The organism is Thermofilum adornatum, from assembly GCF_000446015.1.
GTDB lineage: Archaea > Thermoproteota > Thermoprotei > Thermofilales > Thermofilaceae > Thermofilum > Thermofilum adornatum.
Genome location: NC_022093.1, coordinates 944,706 through 967,090, shown reverse-complemented (window position 1 = coordinate 967,090; position 22,385 = coordinate 944,706). Strand labels below are relative to the sequence as shown.

Sequence of the window (22,385 nt, the reverse complement as noted above, 5' to 3'; positions counted from 1 at the left end):
AATTCGAAGAAAGATCTCCTTAAGCCACGCGTAGCAAGTATACAAAGACGAGCATGAGAGCAAAGACTATTGAGAGAAGTACCCACAGAAGGTTTAAAGCTTGTATTATTTTGAATTGAAGCTTGCTCCCCCATTCTGGCTCTTCGTCTTTAGCCATCGTGTATCCGATAAATGCGACGAATGTCGCTATGACGAGCATAACGAAGGATCCTATGAGGTATATGAATGGAGAGGTGAGGTGTGGATGTACATTGAATCCGTCGGTCACTATAAATACAAGGACGTTTAGGATTATGGGTATGAAGGTAACTATGAGAAGAGTTTTGCTGGGTTTTGTTTTTTCACCCATATAGTCAGCCATCCTGTTCACCTTTAGCCGAGTTTGTAACTTCTGCTAGGCGTTGAATTACGAAGTCTTTATTAAGCATTGCTAGGTATGGGGCCAGGCGTGGCCCATATTCCTTGCCGAAGAACGCTAGGTATAGAGCCTTGAAGAACTGTTTCTCTTGTTGGGGCGTTTTTTTGATGTTCATCATTGTTTTCTTTATTTCTTCTTCGTTCCACTCCTGTAGTCTGTAGAGTTGTTCTCTTAGTTCGATTAAAAGCTCTCGTACCCCGTCACCGAGGAGTTTTGAGATCTCTTTGACTGGTGGTGTTTCTACTATTGTTATCCTGTACTGGGCTGGGGCATAAAGCTGTAGCCATTTCTTTGCCAACGTTATTCTTGTTTTGATCCTGTGTATATCGTAGTCGGTTAGATCTTGTTTTAGTTGCTTTGTTTCTCTGAGCCTCGCTATAACCTCGTTGAGGTCTTCGCCCTTGCTAGGCAAGACTTGGGAAAGTATCATGGCATTAATGTAGCGGAGCTGGAAGGGCATTTTTTCTGGTAGAGGCTTTAATGCAGAGAGAGTGTAGCTCTTTGCAAGTAATGGGTCTCCCTCTTCGACGCCGTAGTAAACCCTTTCGGCTTTGTCGTATTCGTCATAATAGCTGGGAACCTCTTCAAGGCTCAAGACGACCCGTCTCATAGGGGGCGCAGATAGGTAGATAAGTCTTAGAACTTCTCCTTCTGCGACTTCTAGCCATTGTTTCGGCGAGAAACCGATAAAGTCACTCGAACCCATGTCTCCTAGGTCCTTGCCCTGCCTTCTGTATCCAACCCACTCATAGGCAAGCCCTTCTGGTGGCTTGAATCCATAGACTTTTTCTGCTAGCTCGTTGCAACTGTCCCGCGAGCCGCCAGGGGTTGCATGGTCCTTGCCGTAGGGCTCGAAGTCCACGTTTAGGGCGTACCAAACCCCAACCCATTCAACTCTCCAGTTAAGTTTGCCCTTTGTTAGGCTCTGCCACCCCTCGTGTCCACAGTTTTTGCATACATATTTTACGCGGTAATTGACTGGGTCAACCTCGATTGCCTCAGTTGCGTCTACGCGTCCGCATTTTTCACATATGGGCTGGAAAGGAATATAGTCTTTGTGGAGCTTCTTTTCACCCCTATACTTGTTTATCGTTGAAACAACTTTTTCACGTAGCTCTGTGACAGATAGCAGTACAAAGCGTTTCATTCTCTCGTCTTTTTCATATAGATCCTTCGTAGTGACAACCTCGACTTTCTCTGAAAACTGGTCAAGATAGTTTCCAAAGTCAGCCCAGTAATGCTCTACCCAGTTAGAGTGGCACCCGTAGGGGTCAGGAACCATATAGAGAGGCCATCCTTTGTAGGTTTTTGCCTCTTCTGGATCTCTGAACTGGCTGAGCTGTGTGTCCTTGCCCTTCCAGGCATCGACGGTGTAGAGTGTGAGCTTGTGGTGTGCATTTATGCCTCTTTTCCTTAGTAGCCTAACAACGGTGTCAACTATTGTTATTTCTCCCCTTAGACGCCCCACATGTTGTAGGCCAGAGACGGACAAGCCACCATTAGCTACGAAGAATTCTTTGCCCTCTGCCCTTGGGGCCAGTTTTTCTACGATTTCTTCTATCCAATGCGTCATGAATGTGTCTATGATTCTATGATATACCTGTTCTTATAGGTTTTCTTGACTGCACGATAAACATTATTTTCTTATCCATGTTTGTAAATTTTGACAATTGGTGGACTCGTTGTCTAGCTATCGGAGGATATATCTCGTGCTTGGCCTCGTGATTTGTCTAGCATTGTTGAGGAGTATTTACTCCCTGCCTATTGCGGAAAACTTCTACGCTGAGATCTTGGAGTATTCAAATGGAAACTGGACAAGCAGGTATCTGCTGGTTAACGACTATACACTGAGCTTTAATACAGTTGCCAATGTAATTGTGGTAAGAACCGACCCATCCTCAGGGCTCCAGCCCATGACCGTTTTTATAGATGGTGTTCCCTACAGACCCTCTATTAAAACGGGTACTCTGTGGTTTTCCTATATAGTTCAGCTAGATGGCAAGCCACATACAATAACTGTATCTTTCCAGAGAAGAACGCAGCTAACAAGCATGAATGGGATAATTGGATTAAAGTCGGCTTCTCCCTTGTCCGCAGGCACAAACCTGACGATACCCATTGTACCTGGATTCGTGCCCGCGGGATACCGCGTTGAGCTACTCCTAAGCTCTAGCAACGATTTAGCGACACTTTTCAACAAGCCTTTCTTTGTTCTGAATGCTTCTATTATAGACATTCTTAGCCAGAGGCTTGTGGCTGTAGATATACTGATACCTTTTACAAACGTCACGATTGGACAAAACTTTATCAGTGGAACGCTCTGGTACCTCTATTTTCTACCCAGCAAAGAGGGAAGTGTGACTTTTCCACCATATGATTTTAGAGCTATATATGTAAATTATCCAAGCTATAAAAGTAAAGGAGGAAACTTTATTCTTGCTAATCCTCCCCATGTCGCTCTATATTTTCCTCCGGGACTTTCAGCTTCTGAGAGCTTGGGTCGATACTCCGTCAATGTGGCTGTTGCTCTACCCGACACACTCTGCAACATCAAGGACTATACATTCAAAATTATACCTCCTCAAGACGGCTACGTGAATGAGAACACGGTATATCTAGGTGAAAACACCACCCTGACCGTTAGGTTCTTTTCAGGAGGAATCTCTATAGGCGACCTAATAATTTATTCGCCTCCCCCAAGCTTACTTGTGCAACCACCAATCTACTCGCTGGAAATAAGATTCCTGGACCTTATGGGGTATCCCGTGAATAATACATCTTTCATAATATACTCACGCGGAATACCAGTTTACAGGGGGTTTACGCCTAGTGGCAAGGCAGTGGTCTGTCCTCTGCCAAAGGGAAGCTATGATATAGTTGCTTATTTGAGCTCTGTAGCTATAGGTAAAGGCAAAGTAGATGTTTTTTCTGACCAGAGCATGGATGTGCGGACAAATACTTCCACGGTGAGGTTCCAATTTGTTAGGCAGGGAACGGGCGAGATCCTCAAAGACTATACAGCTATCCTGAGGGGATACGTAACTATGAGAACAAACAGTAGCATGGACGGTATTGTTGTTTACCATGGGGTGCCGCCGGGAAACTATAAGTTGGATGTTCTCTGGAATGGTACTTTGCTGGCAACATATGATGTGTCTATAGACCTTTCTTCGGCAGACAAGGTTCTATCCATTCAAGCCTACAAGCTACAAGTTCTCGTGAGAAATTTACTCGACCAGCCGGTTAAAAATATTCAGGTACTTCTTGAGGGAAGAGACTTTTCAAAATCGAGGTTGACTGATGAAATGGGCAGAGTAGATTTCGGTTTTGTTCCAGCGGGAAACTATACATTGATTGTTGAACAAGCCCTTCCACAGAAACTAGAGGTCAGCCAAGACACTTTCAAAGTAGTACAAATCGACGAAGTAGCCAAGATATATGGATTCACGATTACTGGAAAAATTCTTTCACTGGCTGTGGGACTTATCTTCGTCTTTACTATGATTTGGCTGATAGCTAAAATAGTTAAAAGATTTATACATCGCGGTAAAGGTATAGAAGAAGTGTAACTCATATGGCAATTGATTCGGAGCCAGCAACAGGAGGGCATACATGGAAAAAAGGGGTGCTTGAGAATTTCAGGCTTGGAAAGGTCTACGAGCCAAGGCTTGAAGACTATATACTTTTGTTGCTCTATCTTGACGGCAGAACACCGATCTATGGTGAGGAAGTCGTACATTTCATATTGACCATTTATCCTTATGCCGAAGTAGAACTTTCGCCATCCTTCTTTCTCCCCTACTCAGCCATAATTGAAAACAAGCTAGGAGAACTTATAGAAAAGAAGCTCGCTTATAGACTCAAACAGAACTATAGGGGAACCGAGAAAAACATTATCAAAATAACTGAGGGCGGGAGCGACGAGGCAAGAAGATTATTCAAGCTGTTCTCAGAGAGCTGGCTCCTTGTCCACAACATTGTACTGCGCCAGGGTTCGGAGGTTCTAAACGAACTGGAGGCCCTCAAGAAAACATATAACGGGAAAAGCGTGACCGAATTGATAGGATTGCTGGCTTCTAAGCTCGATGCAGAGGGCACATTCTTTATACAGCATCTTTCGGCAAACAGTCCAGGCTGGATGAACTACGTATATTACCTGGCAAGGCAGATCTCCAAGGAAAAACACAGCATCAACCCATTTTGACATTTTATAGGCGCCTACAATGAGTAATATGCAGAGAGACATTCACATCCTTGGTGCTGGACCAGCAGGATTACAAGTGGCTAGATTTCTCCTTAAAGGTCATAGTGGCGATGTCTATGTCTACGAGGAGCATGAAAAAATTGGGCGACCCATCCATTGTACCGGTCTCGTTAGCCTTGAAGGCTTGAGAAAAGATATCGGCATTATAGACGAAAACTTAATTATTAATACTTTTAGGGGGGCTATTTTCTTTTCTCCTTCGGGGAAAAAGCTGATTGTAGGGAGGCCAGAAACTGTCGCTGTGGTTGTTGACAGGGAGAGGCTTGAAGAAAGGCTTTACGAAGAAGTTTTATCGCTAGGTGCTCACGTCAAGCTTGGTAGTCATGTAAACATTGCTGATTTTTCTAAACTTGTTAGAAGTAAAAATAACTTTGGCATTGTCGCTGGAGGAACAAAGTACTTAGACGAAGATAAGAAAAAACATCTTTTGCCTGCACTCCAATATGATATAAAGGTAAAAGACAGCATAGGCATAACAACTCATGTTCTTATATTCATGGGAGAGAAATTTTCCAACGGACTCTTTGCATGGGCTATCCCGCTTGGAGACGAAACATACAAGGTGGGTGTCGCAACCAAGGGGAAAACACTAGTTAGAATGAAGTATGTCCTAAAGACGCTTGAAAGAATAGGGATAACTCCTCTACATGTCATTAAGACCTATGGCGGCACAGTGTATACGGGTGGATTAGTAAAACACCTTTTACGCGGCGATTTGCTCTATATAGGTGACTCGGCAGGTCAAACCAAACCCACGACTGGGGGAGGACTTGTCTACCTCTCTATTGCTGCCAGACTACTTGCGAGTGCTCTCATAAGAAATGATCCAACCTTATATGAGAAAAATGTCAGGGCAACACTAGGCCATGAGACAACTCTACAATTTGCCCTGAGGAAAGTCCTAAATAATTTAAGCGACCCCGAGCTCGACGAGATTTTCAGGACAGTAAAAGAGATGCATGGAGAAGAATTAATTAGTAGGATAGGCTCCATGGATAGACAGGCATTCTTAATAAGAGAAATTGGTTTTAAATATTTATTTGAAAAGCCAAGCCTAGTGTTTAAACTTTTATCTAAAGTCCTCCTTGACTAGTGACGTATTCGTATCCCATCCTCAATGCATTCATATTGATCTCCAAGGTTTTGCCCTTGAAGCGCTCACTGAGAACATTTGAAACATCTTCAAGTGTAAGATCTACCTTCCCGGATCCTACAAGGGCCCCCACCATCACTATGTTCGAAGCTATCTGGGAGCCTGCTTTGAGTGCCAGCTCGTTTGCATTAATGAAAACAGTCTTTGTTCCAATGCTTTTCAAGGCATCTTCAACATCCTTTCTGCTAAGTGGCTTACTAGCAGGTGGTGGCAGGAAAAACTCGTTAACTATTAGTAGCCCATCCCGAGATACAAGGGGAACCCTTCGCAGGCTCTCAATCATCTCTAGCCCTATCAAGGCGTCCGCCTCACCGGCTGTGACGATGGATGATGGAACCCCTTTCCCGTATTTAACAAAGACTACAACTGAGCCGCCTCTCTGGCTCAAACCATGTACCTCGCCTACTCTTACGTTGTAGCCCTTTCTGAGGAGGGCTTGCCCAAGAATCGTCCCTATTGTTATCTGCCCCTGCCCACCAATCCCCGTAACAACAATAGACCTTATACCCATAGCTTTTCACCCTTTAATACCCTTTACGGGCTTTATCGCCTTTGCTGGACAGATTTGTGCGCACACCCCGCATCCCACACATAGTTCAGGGATAATAACGATCCTGTCTCCTTCTCGAACAATGGCTGGACAAGAGAACTTGTCCACACATATTCCACACTTTATACATTTTTCTTGGTCTATGTAGTAGGGAACTATTTCCTCGTTTTGAACCCTCTTTCTCCTGAGCTCCATTAATGCACACGGTCTACGGGAAACAATTACTGCAGGCTTCTTTTTCTCCTTTATAAATTTCAAGGCTTTCTCAGTAGTGCTTCTCACGGCTTCTACGTCGTATGCATCCACTACTTCTACAAATTCTACGCCTACTGCTTTAGCAATGTCCTCGATTCTTATTACTGGCCTTGTCTCGCCAGTTGGGCCATAGCCAGAGCCAGGATGGGGCTGATGCCCAGTCATAGCCGTGATGCCGTTGTCCATAACTATTACTAGAAGAGGTATACCGTTGTAGACTGCATTTATCAGGCCGGGAATACCAGCATGGTAAAAAGTAGAGTCTCCTATGAATGCTATCACAGGCTCCTCGCTGAACTTTGCTATTCCCATGCCTATACCTATAGCAGATCCCATGCTCCAAGTGAAGTCTGCCATGTTGAAGGGCGGATAGAAGCCCAGCGTGTAGCATCCAATATCGTTTGCATAGACAGGTTTTACGCGTGCCCGCATAGCAGCCAGCTTTACCGCGTAATAGGTTGACCTGTGTCCACAGCCCGCACATAGAACTGGGGGCCTGGAGGGGAGCTCTAAATTAACCTTTGGAGCATTTGGTGGAGAATAAGATATACCTGCCAGCTTGCTTATTGCGGAGGCAACAATAGAAGTGTTAAGCTCGCCAACGCGCGGTATCAGGTTCTTTCCAAATATCTGTGTTTTTAGCCCCTCTTCATAAGCGATGACCTTGAGCTGGTTTTCAACTATAGGTTCTAGCTCTTCTACAACAAGAACCTTCCCATATTTCAAAGCCTCTAAGGCAAACTTTCTAGGCACAGGAAAAGTGCTCGACAGTTTAAAGATAGTCGGTTTGACTCCTAGTTTCTCAACTGCTTCCTTTACGTATGCATAGCTAACACCGCTAGCGATCACTGCGAAGTCGCTTGACCCTTCTTCTACCCAGTTATACTTGAAGCCAGCAAGGTCTGCTTCTAGTCTCTCAAGCTTGCCTAGGATCTCCCGGTGCTTAGCCAAGTTATAGGGAGGAAGTAGGGCCCACCTCTCAGGATCCCTATGGAAAACTGGTTTCCTTCCAAGATTTTGAACCTCGCCCAGCTTTACTTCTCCCCTGCTATGGGAAAGCCTAGTAGTTGACCTCAGGAATACGGCGATGGCATATTTCTCAGACAAGTCGAAGAGGTCTTTTGTCATGTCCTTTGCTTCTTGCGGCGAATATGGCTCAAAGACTGGTATATAAGAGTGGATCCCATAAATCCTATTGTCCTGCTCGTTTTGGCTTGAATGTGCATTTGGGTCATCAGCGGTTACGATTACTAGCCCACCGACGACACCTGTGTACCCTAGGCTCATCAAGGGGTCTGAAGCTACGTTCACGCCTACGTGCTTCATTGCCGTCAGTGCTCTGAGGCCCATCATAGAGGCTCCAATAGCCATTTCGAGTGCAACTTTTTCGTTTGTGCTCCACTCAACGTATACGCCGTATTTGTTCCCCACTTCTGCCAATGTTTCAATGATCTCTGTTGACGGTGTCCCCGGATAAGCAGTAGCTATCGACACGCCAGCCTCCAAGGCGCCACGGGCAATGGCTTCGTTACCCATTAGAAGCTTTACTTCGCCCGGCGTACCTTCAATAATATTTTTTGCCACAATATTTTAATCTCTCAACATATTAAAATTGTTGTGAAGATCTCGCTTACCTATACATATATCCATGCAGAAAAACTTTCAGAGCAAGCTGAGGCACAGCTAAACGTTAATATCCAGGTTACCTTCCCCGTCTCAACGAGTATAAGTGGCGATGAATTAGTAGCAGAGTTTCTTGCAAATGTATCAAGCCTGCCCGCATTCTTCACAGTCTCGCTTAAAGGCAAGGTTTCTATATCTGCTCCTCCAAGAGAGCTACAGGATCTCCATGAAAAACTTAAAACCGGTAAAACAGACCCACAGCTCCTACAGATGCTTACCTCAAATATCTTCTTCGAAACCATGTTGCTCCTAAGAGAACTAGGCATCCCGCCATCAATACCTGTTCCCCAACCACCCCAGACAAAGCCAGAAGACACAACCAAGTATCACGTATAACTCGGGTTACCAACTGCGAGGTATCGAGAGTGCAAAACCCCGAAACAAGGATAGAAATACACTACGGAGAATCTCACTGCGAACAAGATGCCTTTAGGATCACTAGGACATGCGACTCGAGGCCAAGCATATTTTCGCCAGAATATCTCCTAGCCCAGGCACTCTACAAGGATCGATACCTATCTTCCCCCCACGAGCTTACTTTGCTTTTAAAGACCTCTGAGGGGCCTAACAACCCGGTAAAGGCCGCTGGCGTGTCTCCCACAAACTGGGAGGGAATTTTGTACCTAGCTACATTCACAGACGAGACTCCTCTAAAAAGTAACTGTGCCTGTCTCTTGCCTTTCGCGCCAAACGTCTCAGCCCTCGCCGCCCTGGGAAAAGAAAAAGTATGCATAGAGGCAGAGAGCTTAGACCCCGAATTCCTATCCAGCCTAATCCACACGCTGATAGCCACGGGGACACGTGAAATTATACTACTCAATCCACCATACATTGATCAGTGGAACAAACTACAGCTCAAAGGCCTCAAGGGCTACAAGATAGCCACGGCCGAAAAATTCCCTAAAGCAATTAGGGCTCCTATACTCACAACCATAGATGCAAACCTAGAACACGAAGAAGTTTATCAAACAGACATGTATAATTATAGGCTCCCCGAGCCTCGAAAACCGCCAAACATGCTTAGCACGGTGTTCCCGGGAAACGATAACGTTGTAAGCGAAATCTTGCAAGAGCTCGAGTCCACGGGACACGTGATGAGCTACAGAAGCTTTCTCGACATAGCACGCGAAATGCTTCCCCAAAAAGCGCTGGACACCACGAGAAGACTCATCCTTTACGGCTACATACAGATACGACAAGGCCAAGTAGAACTAACACGCAAAGGTCTATATGTTTTGTCCACCTGAGCATGCGGTTATATTTGGCACCTACATTCGGCTGAAAACATTAAAATAAAGGGAGAGTAGTTAGATTTCCTAATGGAAATAGCCATTGTAAATGCCAATATCCCGTGGCAGATTGACGCCGATGCCTTGTTGTTCTCCTTTGAAAAAGGAATAATAGAAACTGGTAGCTCAAACAGAATCTTAAGCAGAAAACCTGCCAAACTGATTGACGCCGAAGGAAGAATCGTTATCCCAGGGCTCGTCGATGCACATATGCATCTCTATTCCACCGCACTAAGCTTCGGTAGGCTGGATCTGAGAGAAGTAGAGTCGATAGAGGAACTTAAGGAGAAAGTAAAAGAGGCTACATCGAAAGTGCCGCCAGGAGCCTGGGTCATTGGAAGGGGATGGGACCAAGAAAAATTTAGGGAAAAAAGGTATCCAACACGTTTTGACCTAGACGAGGCTTCGCCAGAGAATCCAGTAGTACTAGTCCGGATATGTGGACATGTAGCCGTTCTGAATACAAGGGCTATGGAAAAGCTAGGGTATCTCTCGCATGCAAACGAGCTCCCCAGCAACTTGTTTCAAAAAGAGGACGGCAGGCCCACAGGTTTGATCTTTGAGGAAGCTGTAGAGTCAACAATGTCGAGGCTTCCCCCACCTCCAACTGGACTCGTAAAGGAGTGGATAAAGGACGTTCTCAAGGAATATTTTTCGCTAGGTGTAACCGGGCTCTACTCTATGTCGGTCGAACTTGAAGAACTCAAGCTGATAAAAGAAGTACTATGGCAACCTGACACACCGCCAATAGACTATTTTGCCTATGTCGATTCATCCCTTATGGAAGCCGATTTGGGAAGTTTCAGAGATCTAGTCAAAGGAGTAAAAATCTTCGCCGATGGAAGCTTTGGAGGAAGAACAGCTGCTCTGCGAGAAGACTACAACGACTCTCCCTCAAGGGGGATACTCAGGCTAAACAGCGAAGAAATATACAGAGTAGCCGTGAAAGCCTACGAAAAGGGCTGGCAGACCGCTATACATGCAATTGGGGACCGAGCTGTTCTAGAGGTGCTTAAAACAGTAGAAAGGCTACCCAAGGGCGCCGTGAGAATCGAGCACGGCTCATTGGTTCCGCCAGACCTGTTAGACTATGTATCGAAATTGAAGCCAGAAATCGCTGTACAGCCACACTTTATCCTCAGCGACACGTGGATAGAGGAAAGACTCGGAGAGAGAACCAAGTGGGTTTACCCCTTCAAGACCCTCATAGAGAGAGGCGCGACCCTTATGGGCTCATCAGATTCCCCGGTAGAACCAATTAACCCATGGCTTGGAATTTACGCGGCTGTCAACCGTGGATGCCCAGAGAAACTAGCTATATGCAAACATACTATACACGAAAAGCTTAGCTTCGAGCAAGCACTAGAGCTATATTATCGACCAGCAAAGAAACATCCATCCCTCGTAATCCTAAATATCACGAGGCCCCCAGAAACAAAGAAAGAATTCGCAGAGATAAAAGCGACAAAAATTATAAGCAGAGGAAGAATCCACGAACCCGCACCGTGAAAAGAGAAAATAAAGCATAAAAGTCCCAAAAAGACACTATTCTTAGTGCCTCAGTGATGAACAATAAGACAAGACCCCTAGAAAGCTACCTAAAGCCACTTATAGACGCTTTAGAGTCCTACTATTTCAAGTCGGGCTTGTCGACACCTTTCCCTCTTTACATGAAATACCTGAAAATTACTCTCTCCGTGGTAGCTACGCTGTCTTTTTTCTTAAGTTTCTTTCTCCACACCGTTGTGCTGAGGTACTCAATACCTATCTCAATAATTGCATCCATTATCTTGTCCCTTATATTTACACTTGTAGTGCTATTTCTCTTATTATATTACCCGGTTTACAGGGGATACTCTCGACGAGTGGAAATAGAAAGAGACCTTCCCTTCACTGTGTCATACATGGGCGCCCTTTCATCCTCGGGAATGAGCCTCGAACGTCTTCTGGAAAGAGAAGGCCTCTACGAGACCAACACGCAGATAAAGAGAGAAATCCTTCTCATACTCAGAGACATAAAAGTCTATGGCCTTGACACATTAACTGCACTATCGAGAGCAGCTCTGCGATCGCCCAGCAGGATGCTTACCACCCTGTGGCTCGGGTTACGAGAAACCTATATCACCAGTGGAAACCTCAAAAGCTATCTTTCCCACTACTCCTCTGTTCTCTTATCCGACAAGACACAGAAACTGCGAAACATAACTAACTCTATATCCATGATCGCCGAAGTATATACCACTCTAATGGTGGCGGGACCCCTGATGTTTGTCACTATGCTGATGATTATGGATCTGTTAGGCGGAACTGTTTTTGGGCTTTCTCCCGGCCTCCTTGTACTGATTCTAACGTTTATAGTTATACCTTTCTCGGCGATAGGGGTATACATAGCCGTCGACGGTATACTCTCAAAAGCTTGAACTCCATATTTCGACGCCTGTGAAAAATTTATATAGCAATTGACGAAAATATTTACGTGATAAAAATGGCTGAAGAAAATTTGATGTCTGATCCAGCTATCAGAGAAATATTTTCAAAAATAGCCGGAGAAATCATAATGTCTGATAATCCCGGCGCCGAGATGAAAAAATGGAGGGAAAAATTCAACCTTACCCAAGTTGAGCTAGCACAGATCATGGGGGTCTCCGCCTCTGTAATCAGTGACTATGAGTCAGGGAGGAGAAAGTCTCCCGGAGCTAGGTTCATTAGAAAATTTGTTAAAAGCCTAGTACTCAAAGACATGGAAAGAGGAGGAATAGTCCTAAGTGGCCTTAGACGTATACTTCTCGGCTCAGATCTTCTGCGCGAAGCTGTTCTCGACATGAGAGAATTCAGCATCCCCATCTCTATCGCAAGGTTTTGCGAAGCCATAGAAGCTGATCTAATCGTTGGCCATGCATTCTCTGCGACACCTTTGCTTGGATACACCGTGGTAGACAGTGTAAAGCTTGTGTTAGACGTGCCTAGCTATGACTACATCAAGCTTTACGGGGCAACCACTCAGAGAGCCGCTATTTTCACAAGGGTGGCTTATGGCCGGAGCCCGCTTGTGGCAGTCAAGTCGATGCAGGCGGGTATGGGAGGACTCAGACCTGCCTTAGTTGTTCTTCATGGTGTCAAGAAGGTTGACGAGCTGGGGCTAGAGATAGCTAAGAGAGAAAATATACCTTTAGCCGTCTCAAGGATCGAAGGTATAGACGCCCTAATCGAGAAGCTGAGGAACATTAAATAGACTTATTCTACGTTGACCTTTACTCGGCGTATTTTGAGCGGTATTTCTACTTCTAGGATGCCTTTCTTGAAGGATGCTTTTATGTTGTCTGTGTCTGCATTGTCTGGTATGGGTACTTCCAGCCTGTATTTTGTTATTGGTTCACGTAGTAGTGTAAAGCCTTCGAAGCTTATTGGTCTGTGTAGTATTGCCTCTATTTTGAGCGTGCCGCCTTCCACTGTGACGTTTATGTCTTCCTTGCGTTTAACCCCTGCGAGGTCAGCACAGACCACTAGCTTGTCTGAGTACCTCTTGACCTCGTAGAGTGGGACTTGGAGCTTTTCTTCTATGGGGGTAGGCTTGAAGAACTCTTGTTCCAGTTTTGCCATTTCTTCGCGCATTTTTCTTATTTCTTTAAAGAATTGTTCGATTTCGTTCCTGATCCATTCCTCCATTTAGGTCACCCCTACACATAGAGAGCTGGAATGGTGTACTCGTATTCTTTTCCGGCTTTCTGCATTGTCTCCATTGTTCTTTTCATCATTTCGCGCATTTTTACCCTTATTTCTTCCTCTTGTTCGAGAAGAGCTTTTACGTCCACGTCGTGACCAGTAAGCTTTGATAGGGCTTGTAGGGCCGAGGCAGATGCTCCTGGGTCTGGGTAGTTTAGGAAGCACTCAGCAAGCAGGGCTATTACGCTGTAGTTTTTCTTTAGGCCCTCTTTTAGGAGCTGGGCGTATATGCCGGCGATGAAGCCCTCTTTTAGGGCCTCTATGCCTGCATTCTTTGCGGCGCTAAGAGACTCTGAGTCTATTGTTGCGGCGTAGGTTTTCGGGGTGTCTATGTTTAGCCTGTTTGGAACGGCGATTCCTCCAAGCAAGATTACTTTGCTTGCCATGTTTGTTTTCGCCGTGTCGATTAGCGTGGTTGCCAGGCTACTTATAGCCTCGGGTGGTATAGCTATGTCTGAGTGTAGAACCACAATGTAGTCGTTTTTCTTGTAACCGCCGTAAAGCCTGACTGGCAATAGTGGTTTTTCTTCGTGGTATAGTATGACGGGCGCAATCATTTCGGAGTCTAGGTAGCCTATTTCGTGTAAGTCCCACTGCTTGACGAGGTGGGACGTAGATATTGGACCTACGAGACCAACGTCTGGAAGCCCGACAATGAAAATGGAGCCTTTTGGTATCGGCTCTTTTGTGGAGAAGACCCATTCCTGTCTATTCATGATTTCTCGAAAAATAATAGAAAAAAGGTTGATTTTAAGGTTTGTGCATTTATTTCGAGTATTGCTTTAGGACTTCGATCACGGGTAGTGTTCCCTTTATGAGGTACTCGATAAGGGCTCCGCCACCAGTACTCACGTGTGAAATCTTGTCCAAGTATCCGAGCTTTGATGCACTTGCAATTGTGTGACCACCACCAATGAGTGTAAAGGCTTTTGACGCCGCCATGGCCTCGAAAACCAGTTTTGTTCCAAGGCTAAACTTTTCATCCTCGAAGATTCCCATCGGCCCGTTCATTACGACTGTCCTAGACTCCTTTATGATCTTAGAATATTCCTGTGCTGTCTTCACTCCTATGTCTTTTATTGGTAGATTGGGAACATTGTCAACTGGAACGTCAACCCTCTTCCCGTCGGACTCGACTGCGAGATCTATTGGTAATACTATTCTTCCGGGGTACTGTTTGAGAAGCTTCTGTAGCTCGGGCTCCAGCTCTAAGAAGCCTTTCTCTTCTAGTATCTTGACGTTTAGTTCTCCAATGTTTTTGCCGGCCGCGTGGAGCAACAGGTTTGCTGCTAGTCCGCCTGTCAGGATCTTGTCGGCAATATTGTTTCCGAGAACATTTGAAATTATTTCTGCCGTGTCTTCTGCCTTCGCGCCTCCTATAACGTATATGCATGGTCTTTCAGGGTTGTTCCTTACCTTGTAGAGTGCCCTCAGTTCTCTTTCCATGACCCTTCCGGCAACGAAGTGTTTTACGACGGGCGCGAATCCGACTAGGGAGGCGTGTGGCCTGTGTGCAGCTGAAAAAGCGTCTACAACGTAGACGTCAAATAGTGGGGCCAGGCTCTGTACCAGCGGTGTTTTTGCATGATCCTCGGGAGAGGCGCTCTTCGTTTCTCCGTCCCACATTCTTACATTTTCGAGGACGAGGACTTCTCCTGGCTTTAGACCCTTAATCTCGTTTATTGCTTTCTCGTCGAATATTGAGTCTACGAATTTTACCTTTGCCGGTAAGAACTTGGCAAGTATGCTGGCATGTTCGCTTAGGCTCGCAAAGTCTGGGTCACCTTTTCTTCCCTGGTGAGATATAACCACCACTTTTGCTTTTTTCTCGACTAGCTCCTTTAGTGTTGTTTCCGCGTGTGCACGTATCCTTGTGTCGTCAAGGATCTTTTTCGTAGCTGGATCAATTGGCGAGTTGAAGTCTACACGTACGCCGACAGTTTTGTTAGAAACATTCACATCGTCCAGTGTCTTGATGTTTAATCCTTCAATCATTTTTATTCAGGGTAATTAATACGGTTTCACTATTTTAAATTTTATAATTAATCCAGTGTATTTCTTGAGGCCTTCAAGAAAACATAAACCGCGTGCCATGAAAGACCTAAATTAGCGTGGCGACAATAGAGGCTACTAGGAAGATTAGTGATGCCTGGAGAAGTAGTATTGAAATTGTTTCGCTATAGTTAATTTTTTTCTTCCTAGCGTAAATATAGGAAAGCAATAATCCCTCAGCTGTGGCAAGTATTAACGTGAACGACTCGATATAATTAACGTAGGATGGGATATCTACCTGGAAGCTAGAAACATTTCCCGAAATCATATATGCTTTGTCCAGCGTTCCAGAAGCATAGGCAAGGTAAATGGAGAGAGCAGGCCCTAGGAAGGGCGTATTACATGCCAGGACAACTGAGTATTCGTCTAAAAAGATGCGAAGCACTTTAGAGTCCAGGCTAGGGAGACTCTTAAGGGTTGAAAGGTAGGACGTGTTGTCTTGTATTAGACTGTTGGCTTCTGACGGCGAAAGATTCGCGTTGAATCCGACTTGGTACGATACAATGAAAATGACAAGTGAAGCAACTATAAGTAGACCTCTGAGTTTCCAATACGACACAGGTTCTTGGGTTTTTAGGCTGTTGGTATTTGTCGACATCAGTTTTCAGCTTATACCTGTAGAAAAACCCTTTATATGTGTAGCCTATGAAAGACGAGGTTTAAGGTATGGGGGAGAGAGAAACACCTAGTAACGAGGATGATAGAGAAGAAGACATAAAAATAGAGGTGTCACAGAAGAGGGGCATCCTGGTTTGTCCCTTCTGCGGTAGTGCAGACCTGGTTTTGCTGGGAGTCGCGGGGCTAACACCGCCGCTTTATCTCTGCAGGAAATGTGGCCGCACAACGTACACACCCCTAGAAATTTTCCCAGAAAACGATACTAAAGAATCCGGTACTTAGTAAACAATTCCTGCGTGTTGCTCTAAGGCTATTTGTTTTTCTTCGTTTTTATGCGTGGATTAGATCTGTATTCTTTCATAGGTGTTTTTTATAAATTCTTTTAGAGCGAGAACTTCTTTTAGAAGGGTTGGGGTATCGACAAGGTCTGGGTTGTATTGGACTGTTATCGAGCCGTCGAATCCTTTCTCTAGAAGTGTCCTTATTAGAAGTGGATTGTTGTAGCGTTTTGGTGTCAGGAGGGATGCTGGTGCATTCTGTTCATCGTAATTCGTTATGGTGATATTGTGTGTTAGTCCGAGGAATCTTAGGGCTGATTCCAGCATTTCCTCAGTGGTGGCATAGTGTTCCTCTACGTGTGAGAAACCGAGGGCGCCGCCGATGAGCCTCTTGATATAACTGTATTGTCTCATGGCCTGTCTTTTTGATTGTGGCTCTAACAGTGCTCTGACCTTATAAGTGATACACATGTCAACGATTCTTTTTAGATCTTGGTAGGTGTGGTTGAGGGGTTCGCGAAAGATCACAGTTTTTCCTGCAGACTCTTCGGCAATCATCACAAGTTTTTCTAACGTAAAGGAGTCTATAGAGCCGTTCATTGGAACGTTTACCGACATTACTTCTATGCCCTCGTCGAGGAGTGGGTCTAATATGTCTCCCACGCCAAGAGATTCAATTATGGGCCAGTCTGTGTGTAGCTGAACAGCTATACTGTTTTTAGCTAACTCCCGGAGGAGTTGCACTTTGCTCTCAGAGTAGTTTTCATCAGTGACTCTGAGGACAACTGCGACAGATGGCTCAGACATCCATTGCTCTAGTTAAATGTTGCAGACCAGGTATTTATTAACCTTCGTGCTCTATCTTACACTACACGAAACATAATTATATCACAGGTCATGGTTATCACCAAGCATATTATGAGCAATGAGGAAGCTTCACAGAACATTGGCCAAGAAGTAGTATTCGAGATACTTAGCAACCCAGTTAAAAGGTCAATACTCAGGATTCTAGGTGAAAGGGGCGAGGTATCTTTTACCGAGCTAAAGACAGAGCTAAAAACCAGCACTGGCAACCTTTATTACAACCTGGACGGCATGGCGGGCTTCGTTACTAAAAACGAGAAACGCAAATACATGTTGACTGAGAAGGGGCTAAAACTGTACAGGTTTATGATCGACGAGGATGCACGTGTCCGCTCAATGCTAATGGAAAAGAAGGGTTTCCTTGCCTACATTGAGAAATATGTTTTACCCGTTCTCGTTCCCGAAAACATAGTTGCCGTTCTCTATAATGAAAAAACCCTAAGCCTCATAGTGCTGGTTGCGGCTTTTCTGGGAGGCCTCGTTTCGTCTGTGGCAACATATCGTGCAATATTCATGCTCGACCAGCTTTTTCTACCAGCTTCGATGCAACTGCTAGGCATAGCCATATATCTCATCGGAGTCGCCATGCTTGTCGGGGTAATCGAGCTTGCCCAACGCATCCTTGGTGGACACACCAAGTGGAGTCTAGAATACATAGCGGCAGTTTTTGTAGCCACACTGCCCCTGTCCCTCTTTAACCTGCTGGAATCATTGTTGCCATTGGACGTTTTTATTCTGAACATACTCTTCAGGATTATACAAATTTCTGCTATGGGCTTGCTAACAGCCACCCTTTCAGTCTTCAGGGGACTACCAAAGGACAGAGCATTCATATGCGTATTTGGCGCTTACTATAGTAGCTTCATGCTTTCGCTCGGACTGCAGAGGATGCTACCTTAGCCATGTCCAAGAAAGAAGATAGAGAAGAGATTATCGAGGGTTTGAGCCCTAGAACTTTCCGTGCAAGTGCACTTGTACTCGAGAAAATATCGAGGTGGAGGGCATCTCTAGAACATGTTTTCAACGAGGTACGTGAAGAATTTAATTTGTCTTCACAGGAGTCCAGGACAGTTTTTTATCTGTCCAGAATAGCATTGCTGGATGTCGGGCTATCCATCTATGTCTTAGAGAGAATAGGCAAACATACTCTTCCTCTCCGCCGCAAAAGCTCTTTCATGGTTGCCGTCTCCCTTGTTAATCGCTACCCCCACTTCGAGAAGAGAATAGAGGCATTGAGAGGTGGACTTCTCAGCAATACACTCCTCAGGTATATTTCTTATGATTTCCTTGAGAAAAAGAAAGAGGAAATGATAAGTCTTCCTTGCGTCGAAAAAGTATCGTATAAATACTCTATTCCCCCACTGTTGTCTAGACGCCTTGTTGAATACTTTGGCTGTAGCCGGGCTGAAAATGTTGCTGTCTCATTTATGCGTAGACATGTTTGGCTACGTGCAACCGGCCCCGAGAAAATTGAGAAGGTCGTAGAATTCTTGTCTTCAAGAGGCATAAAGTATAGAAGGGATCAAGATTTCGACTTTCTATTTGAACTCTTGTTGCCGGAATACGAGCCTCTGCCCAGCATAGACAGCTCGATAGGAGTATACCAGGATAAAGCCAGCATAGCCACTGTGGCCGAGCTTACAGGCGAACTCTCCGACATGGAGCTGTTTATTGATGCCGCCGCTGCTCCCTTCATGAAGACCTCGCTTCTATGTGGTTCCCCGACGGGTCCAAAAGAAATAATAGCTATTGATGTTTCCCCGGGCCGTATAAGGGACTCAATGCACAACCTTAGACAATGTATGTCCCCTACACATGTTGTGTGCGCAGACGCCAGAATTTTTTCCATACGTATAGGAAAGAGTTTCGATGGGGCCCTCGTTGACGCTCCGTGTACAAATAGTGGTGCACTGGGAGCAGACCCTGGTCTGCGTCTTTCTCTCTGGAACCTCAACACAGAAGAGGTTATAAAGTATTCTGCAAGGCAATCATCTATCCTGTTAAATGTTTTAGCAATGCTTAAACGCGGGAAGAAACTTGTGTATTCTACTTGTTCTCTTTTGCCCGAAGAAGGCGAAGAGGTTGTTGCAAGGATCCTGTCCGAGAAAAAGGCGGAACTTCTACGTCCAAAGCTGTTTTTCGAGCCCGGGTATCCAAAGTACGATTTCGCCAAGAATGTCACGAGGCTTTTTCCCGAGAAACAGAGGTCAGAGGCCTTCTTTATTTCTGTGATGAAGAAAGCCTAAGCTTTTTCTGTTAGTAAGAATATTGGTGGACTAATTCTTTCACTTCTACAAACCGGACACTTACTAGGCAATCTCGCTTTTTCCATATCCTTAAACACGTAGCCGCAGTTTTTGCAGATGGGTGGTTGCATTAGAAGCACGAGCCTTCCATTGGTCTTCCTGTAAATAGTTTTAGCCACATGGTTTATATCGTCCAGCACACGTTTGTAGTCTGATGGTTTTAGACCCAAGTGAGTAGTAAGCTCGTATAGACTAATTTCTCTATCTTTGTTTTCGAGGAAAAAAGTCAATATTTTTTCTCGTGTGGTGGATTCTTCTCCCAATTTTTTCATCCTATTTTACAGGTCTAAACTTTATTCCGTATTCTATGATGCCGTTTGGGCCCTGCTCCCTATATTTCCTGAATACAGCCTCGACCTCCATTCCCTCGTAGACCTCGTTTGGTTCTACGTCTGTTATTTGGGCAAGAACTTTTGTGCCGTCTTCTAGCTTCACTATGGCTAAGACGTATGGGGCATACTCCTTGAACTCTGTAGGAGGAGTTCTGACAATTGTAAAGTATTCAATTACGCCTTTTTCCGGAAGCTTTACCTGTTCAACGTTTGTTGATCCGCATACTGGACAGATCTGCCTGTAGGGATAGAAACTCTTGCCACAGTCTTTGCATTTTCCTCCTAACAGTTGGTACTTTATTTTTCTTTCCCTCCATGCTCTGGGGACACTTCTCATGTATGCCATCTATCTCACCCTCTTCAAAATGTTAACTGCAACCGTACCACCGACACCACCTACATTTTGGGTCAGTCCAACCTCCGCGCCATCTACTTGGTTCTTGCCGGCCTCCCCCCTAAGCTGTGTAACAACGTCGTATACTTGGTATACACCTGTCGCTCCGACTGGGTGACCCCTCGCCTTTAGCCCACCCATCGTGTTTGTAGGAATCTTTCCGTCTTTTTCTAGTTGTCCCTCCTTTAGAAGCTTCCATCCAGACCCTCTTTCGGCGAAACCTAGGTCTTCCAGGTGGATGACTCCTAGAACAGTGAAGGCATCGTGAACCTCTACCACATTTACGTTTTTAGGCTCAACGCCCGCCATCTGGAAAGCCTTCCTAGAAGCCTTAACTGTCGCACCGATACTTGTTAGGTCTGTCCTGTCATGTACGCTAAAGATCTCCGTGGACAGACTGCTACCAGCAAGCTCGACCAATACATCCCCGTTTTGCAGTTCTTTTAGTTTTTTCTCGGAGCATAAGACAAGTGCCGCGCTACCGTCGCCGAGCGGGGCGCTTTCAAGCAGCCTTACAGGGTCTGCAACCATTGGGGACTTCAGCACCTCTTCAAGTGTAATTGGCTTTGGATACTGGGCCAGCGGATTGTTGGCGGCATATTTATGGTCGTGTACCGCGAAAAGTGCGATGTCTTCCTGTTTTGCTTGGTACTTCTTCATGTAAGCCTTGTATACAAACGCATTGAGCGCGACAAAAGATGCACCCGTAAAGGCCACGTATTCCTGGTCCTCTGCCATGATCAACGCGTCAGTTGCATCGCTCGTAATGGCATCTGTCAGCTTTTCCACACCTACCACAAGGACGCAGTCATAGACCCCGGACTTTACAGCGAGGAAGGCATTGTGCACAGCCGCGCCGCCGCTTGCACACGCAGCTTCGACCTTGTTTGCGGCGACCCCAGGTATGCCCAGCCATGTTGCAAGTAGTGAGCCCAGATGTTCTTGTCCCTGCAGATAACCCGAAGACATGTTTCCAACAAAAATTGCCTCTATCTCTTTCTTTTCTATTCCTGCATCTTTAATAGCGTTAAGAGCCGCTTCAACCATTAAGTCTCTTATTCCTTTTTCCCAGTGTTCATCTATTTTTGTGGCCCCTATACCTGCAACATATACCTTACTCATAATTTTCACCTCAAAATGAACCCCTTATATTTCAGGTACACAGCGTAGTCTACCAATTTGTACCTATTGAGATAATAACTCGTTGGCCTTGCAAGCCCCTTCCGTTCCTCGATTCCATCCTCTACGACAATACTGAGAGCATCGCTTCCCGCGCCGCTTCCAAAAGATACTACGAGAATCCTTTCACCGGGCTTGGCATTGTCGAGTACATTTGTTAGACCCATAGGCGAGGCAGCGGCATAAGTGTTCCCTATCTCGTTGCTGAGTAGCCCAAGCTTCATTTGTTCAGGCTTGAACCCCAGCATTGCGCCCATTCTCTGTGGAAACTTTACGTTTGGCTGGTGAAATACAACATGGTTAAAATCTGATGGCTTTAGACCAGTCTCCTCCATCAATAGCTTTGCCGCATTCTCTATGTGGTGGAAGTATGCGGGCTCCCCAGTAAACCTAAACGTGTGCATAGGGAACTTTTCTCCTTCACGCCTCCAAAAATCTGGCGTGTCAGTCACATATGACACTGCATGCTCTATCGTGGCTGCCGCATCTTTACGTGTTTTTGATATGAGGAAGGCTGCTGCTCCTGCCGCTGCTGTGTATTCAAGCTCATCTCCCGGCCTTCCCTGGGCAGTGTCAGTACCGATAGCCATTCCATAGCTGATGATTCCTGAGTTGACGAGACCTACAACGCTTATCATTGCTGTAGTGCCTGCTTTGCATGCGAACTCCATGTCGATGCCGAACAGCTTCCTGCTAAAGCCTAGGGCCTCCGCTATAATTGTTGCAGAGGGCTTCACGGCGTAGGGTGGGCTTTCTGAGCCAATGTAGAGTGCTTCTACAAGCTTTGGATCGATCTTTGCCCTCTTGAGGGCGTTCTTTGCAGCTTCATACGCAATTGTGAGCGAGTCCTCGTCGGGTCCCGGTACGCTTTTACGCTGTACTGGGGCTTTTTCTCCTCCCTTTGTATGTATACGTGCTATCTCAGCGGTCTCTATTCTGTAGATGGGTATGTATGCTCCCCATCCTAGGATTGAAGCGAGGCCACTCATTTTTGTCAAAAGTTTTTCAATGGGTGTGGTAAATAAAG

General features: G+C 45.5%; 24 protein-coding genes. 11 read left to right on the top strand and 13 right to left on the bottom strand.

The annotated features are described in order from the left end of the window. Positions 1-19: 19 nt before the first annotated feature. Positions 20-361, bottom strand: a complete 342-nt coding sequence (locus N186_RS05290; protein WP_020962743.1) for a hypothetical protein — start codon at positions 359-361, stop codon at positions 20-22. Further along, positions 354-1,991 (bottom strand): lysine--tRNA ligase, encoded by a 1,638-nt coding sequence (lysS, locus tag N186_RS05285; protein ID WP_020962742.1) that lies wholly within the window; start codon positions 1,989-1,991, stop codon positions 354-356. Before lysS ends, N186_RS05290 begins: the two co-directional genes overlap by 8 nt. A gap of 109 nt (positions 1,992-2,100) precedes the next feature. Here lysS and N186_RS05280 point away from each other — a divergent pair, with 109 nt between their 5' ends. From N186_RS05280 to N186_RS05270, 3 genes are read left to right on the top strand one after another with little or no spacing between them, the layout of a single operon-like run. Then, positions 2,101-3,987 (top strand): hypothetical protein, encoded by a 1,887-nt coding sequence (locus N186_RS05280; RefSeq protein ID WP_148682085.1) that lies wholly within the window; start codon positions 2,101-2,103, stop codon positions 3,985-3,987. A 5-nt stretch (positions 3,988-3,992) separates the two neighbouring features. Beyond that, complete coding sequence (locus tag N186_RS05275; RefSeq protein ID WP_020962740.1) at positions 3,993-4,622, top strand: hypothetical protein; 630 nt, start codon at positions 3,993-3,995, stop codon at positions 4,620-4,622. 28 nt (positions 4,623-4,650) lie between these two features. Then, positions 4,651-5,775, top strand: coding sequence for a geranylgeranyl reductase family protein (locus N186_RS05270; protein ID WP_020962739.1), 1,125 nt, complete (start codon positions 4,651-4,653; stop codon positions 5,773-5,775). Here the strand turns inward: N186_RS05270 and N186_RS05265 are convergent. Both N186_RS05265 and iorA read right to left on the bottom strand, forming a co-directional pair. Next, positions 5,756-6,346, bottom strand: coding sequence for an indolepyruvate oxidoreductase subunit beta (locus N186_RS05265; RefSeq protein WP_020962738.1), 591 nt, complete (start codon positions 6,344-6,346; stop codon positions 5,756-5,758). The genes N186_RS05270 and N186_RS05265 overlap by 20 nt on opposite strands. 6 nt (positions 6,347-6,352) lie before the next feature. Continuing rightward, positions 6,353-8,224: an indolepyruvate ferredoxin oxidoreductase subunit alpha gene (iorA, locus tag N186_RS05260; protein WP_020962737.1), complete on the bottom strand. Its 1,872-nt coding sequence runs from the start codon at positions 8,222-8,224 to the stop codon at positions 6,353-6,355. A 33-nt stretch (positions 8,225-8,257) separates the two neighbouring features. On the opposite strand from iorA, the gene N186_RS05255 reads away from it, so the two are divergent. From N186_RS05255 to N186_RS05235, 5 genes are all read left to right on the top strand, one after another. After that, positions 8,258-8,659 carry a hypothetical protein gene (locus tag N186_RS05255; protein ID WP_020962736.1) on the top strand — a complete coding sequence of 134 codons (402 nt, stop codon included), beginning with the start codon at positions 8,258-8,260 and terminating at the stop codon, positions 8,657-8,659. A 29-nt stretch (positions 8,660-8,688) separates the two neighbouring features. Then, a complete protein-coding gene (locus N186_RS05250) occupies positions 8,689-9,570 on the top strand; it encodes a hypothetical protein (RefSeq protein ID WP_020962735.1) in 882 nt (293 codons plus the stop codon). A 72-nt stretch (positions 9,571-9,642) separates the two neighbouring features. Further along, positions 9,643-11,121: an amidohydrolase gene (locus N186_RS05245; RefSeq protein WP_020962734.1), complete on the top strand. Its 1,479-nt coding sequence runs from the start codon at positions 9,643-9,645 to the stop codon at positions 11,119-11,121. A gap of 56 nt (positions 11,122-11,177) precedes the next feature. Continuing rightward, entirely contained in the window at positions 11,178-12,032 is an 855-nt protein-coding gene (locus tag N186_RS05240; RefSeq protein WP_020962733.1) for a type II secretion system F family protein, read from the top strand. A 65-nt stretch (positions 12,033-12,097) separates the two neighbouring features. Beyond that, positions 12,098-12,844 carry a helix-turn-helix domain-containing protein gene (locus N186_RS05235; protein ID WP_240366719.1) on the top strand — a complete coding sequence of 249 codons (747 nt, stop codon included), beginning with the start codon at positions 12,098-12,100 and terminating at the stop codon, positions 12,842-12,844. Positions 12,845-12,846: 2 nt separating this feature from the next. Here the strand turns inward: N186_RS05235 and N186_RS05230 are convergent, their stop codons facing one another. The 4 genes from N186_RS05230 to N186_RS05215 all read right to left on the bottom strand — a co-directional run bounded on the left by N186_RS05230 (position 12,847) and on the right by N186_RS05215 (position 15,985). Then, positions 12,847-13,278, bottom strand: a complete 432-nt coding sequence (locus N186_RS05230; RefSeq protein WP_020962731.1) for an Hsp20/alpha crystallin family protein — start codon at positions 13,276-13,278, stop codon at positions 12,847-12,849. A gap of 11 nt (positions 13,279-13,289) precedes the next feature. Next, positions 13,290-14,051 (bottom strand): proteasome assembly chaperone family protein, encoded by a 762-nt coding sequence (locus tag N186_RS05225; protein WP_020962730.1) that lies wholly within the window; start codon positions 14,049-14,051, stop codon positions 13,290-13,292. A 49-nt stretch (positions 14,052-14,100) separates the two neighbouring features. Beyond that, positions 14,101-15,330, bottom strand: coding sequence for a phosphoglycerate kinase (locus N186_RS05220; protein WP_020962729.1), 1,230 nt, complete (start codon positions 15,328-15,330; stop codon positions 14,101-14,103). A gap of 106 nt (positions 15,331-15,436) precedes the next feature. Then, positions 15,437-15,985 (bottom strand): hypothetical protein, encoded by a 549-nt coding sequence (locus N186_RS05215; RefSeq protein ID WP_020962728.1) that lies wholly within the window; start codon positions 15,983-15,985, stop codon positions 15,437-15,439. A 68-nt stretch (positions 15,986-16,053) separates the two neighbouring features. Here N186_RS05215 and N186_RS05210 point away from each other — a divergent pair, with 68 nt between their 5' ends. Further along, the gene (locus N186_RS05210) at positions 16,054-16,287 is read left to right on the top strand and encodes a hypothetical protein (RefSeq protein WP_020962727.1); all 234 of its coding nucleotides are present in this window, start codon (positions 16,054-16,056) and stop codon (positions 16,285-16,287) included. Positions 16,288-16,346: 59 nt separating this feature from the next. On the opposite strand, the gene N186_RS05205 is transcribed toward N186_RS05210, so the two are convergent. Then, the gene (locus N186_RS05205) at positions 16,347-17,090 is read right to left on the bottom strand and encodes a hypothetical protein (RefSeq protein WP_020962726.1); all 744 of its coding nucleotides are present in this window, start codon (positions 17,088-17,090) and stop codon (positions 16,347-16,349) included. 111 nt (positions 17,091-17,201) lie between these two features. Between N186_RS05205 and N186_RS05200 the strand changes: the two genes are divergently transcribed. Together N186_RS05200 and N186_RS05195 are read left to right on the top strand one after the other, a co-directional pair. Further along, positions 17,202-18,047, top strand: a complete 846-nt coding sequence (locus N186_RS05200; protein ID WP_020962725.1) for a DUF7347 domain-containing protein — start codon at positions 17,202-17,204, stop codon at positions 18,045-18,047. Positions 18,048-18,049: 2 nt separating this feature from the next. Then, positions 18,050-19,393 (top strand): RsmB/NOP family class I SAM-dependent RNA methyltransferase, encoded by a 1,344-nt coding sequence (locus N186_RS05195; protein WP_020962724.1) that lies wholly within the window; start codon positions 18,050-18,052, stop codon positions 19,391-19,393. Here N186_RS05195 and N186_RS05190 read toward each other — a convergent pair. Genes N186_RS05190 through N186_RS05175 form a run of 4 tightly spaced genes read right to left on the bottom strand, consistent with a single transcriptional unit; the run spans position 19,390 to position 22,368 of the window. Continuing rightward, positions 19,390-19,716, bottom strand: coding sequence for a transcriptional regulator (locus N186_RS05190; RefSeq protein WP_240366718.1), 327 nt, complete (start codon positions 19,714-19,716; stop codon positions 19,390-19,392). The two genes, N186_RS05195 and N186_RS05190, sit on opposite strands and share 4 nt — an antisense overlap. A gap of 10 nt (positions 19,717-19,726) precedes the next feature. Beyond that, positions 19,727-20,131, bottom strand: coding sequence for a Zn-ribbon domain-containing OB-fold protein (locus N186_RS05185; protein WP_020962722.1), 405 nt, complete (start codon positions 20,129-20,131; stop codon positions 19,727-19,729). Continuing rightward, on the bottom strand, positions 20,132-21,301 hold the full coding sequence (locus N186_RS05180; protein WP_020962721.1) for a thiolase domain-containing protein: 1,170 nt from the start codon (positions 21,299-21,301) through the stop codon (positions 20,132-20,134). Positions 21,302-21,306: 5 nt separating this feature from the next. Then, entirely contained in the window at positions 21,307-22,368 is a 1,062-nt protein-coding gene (locus N186_RS05175) for a hydroxymethylglutaryl-CoA synthase (protein WP_052885660.1), read from the bottom strand. Between the last annotated feature and the right edge of the window lie 17 nt (positions 22,369-22,385).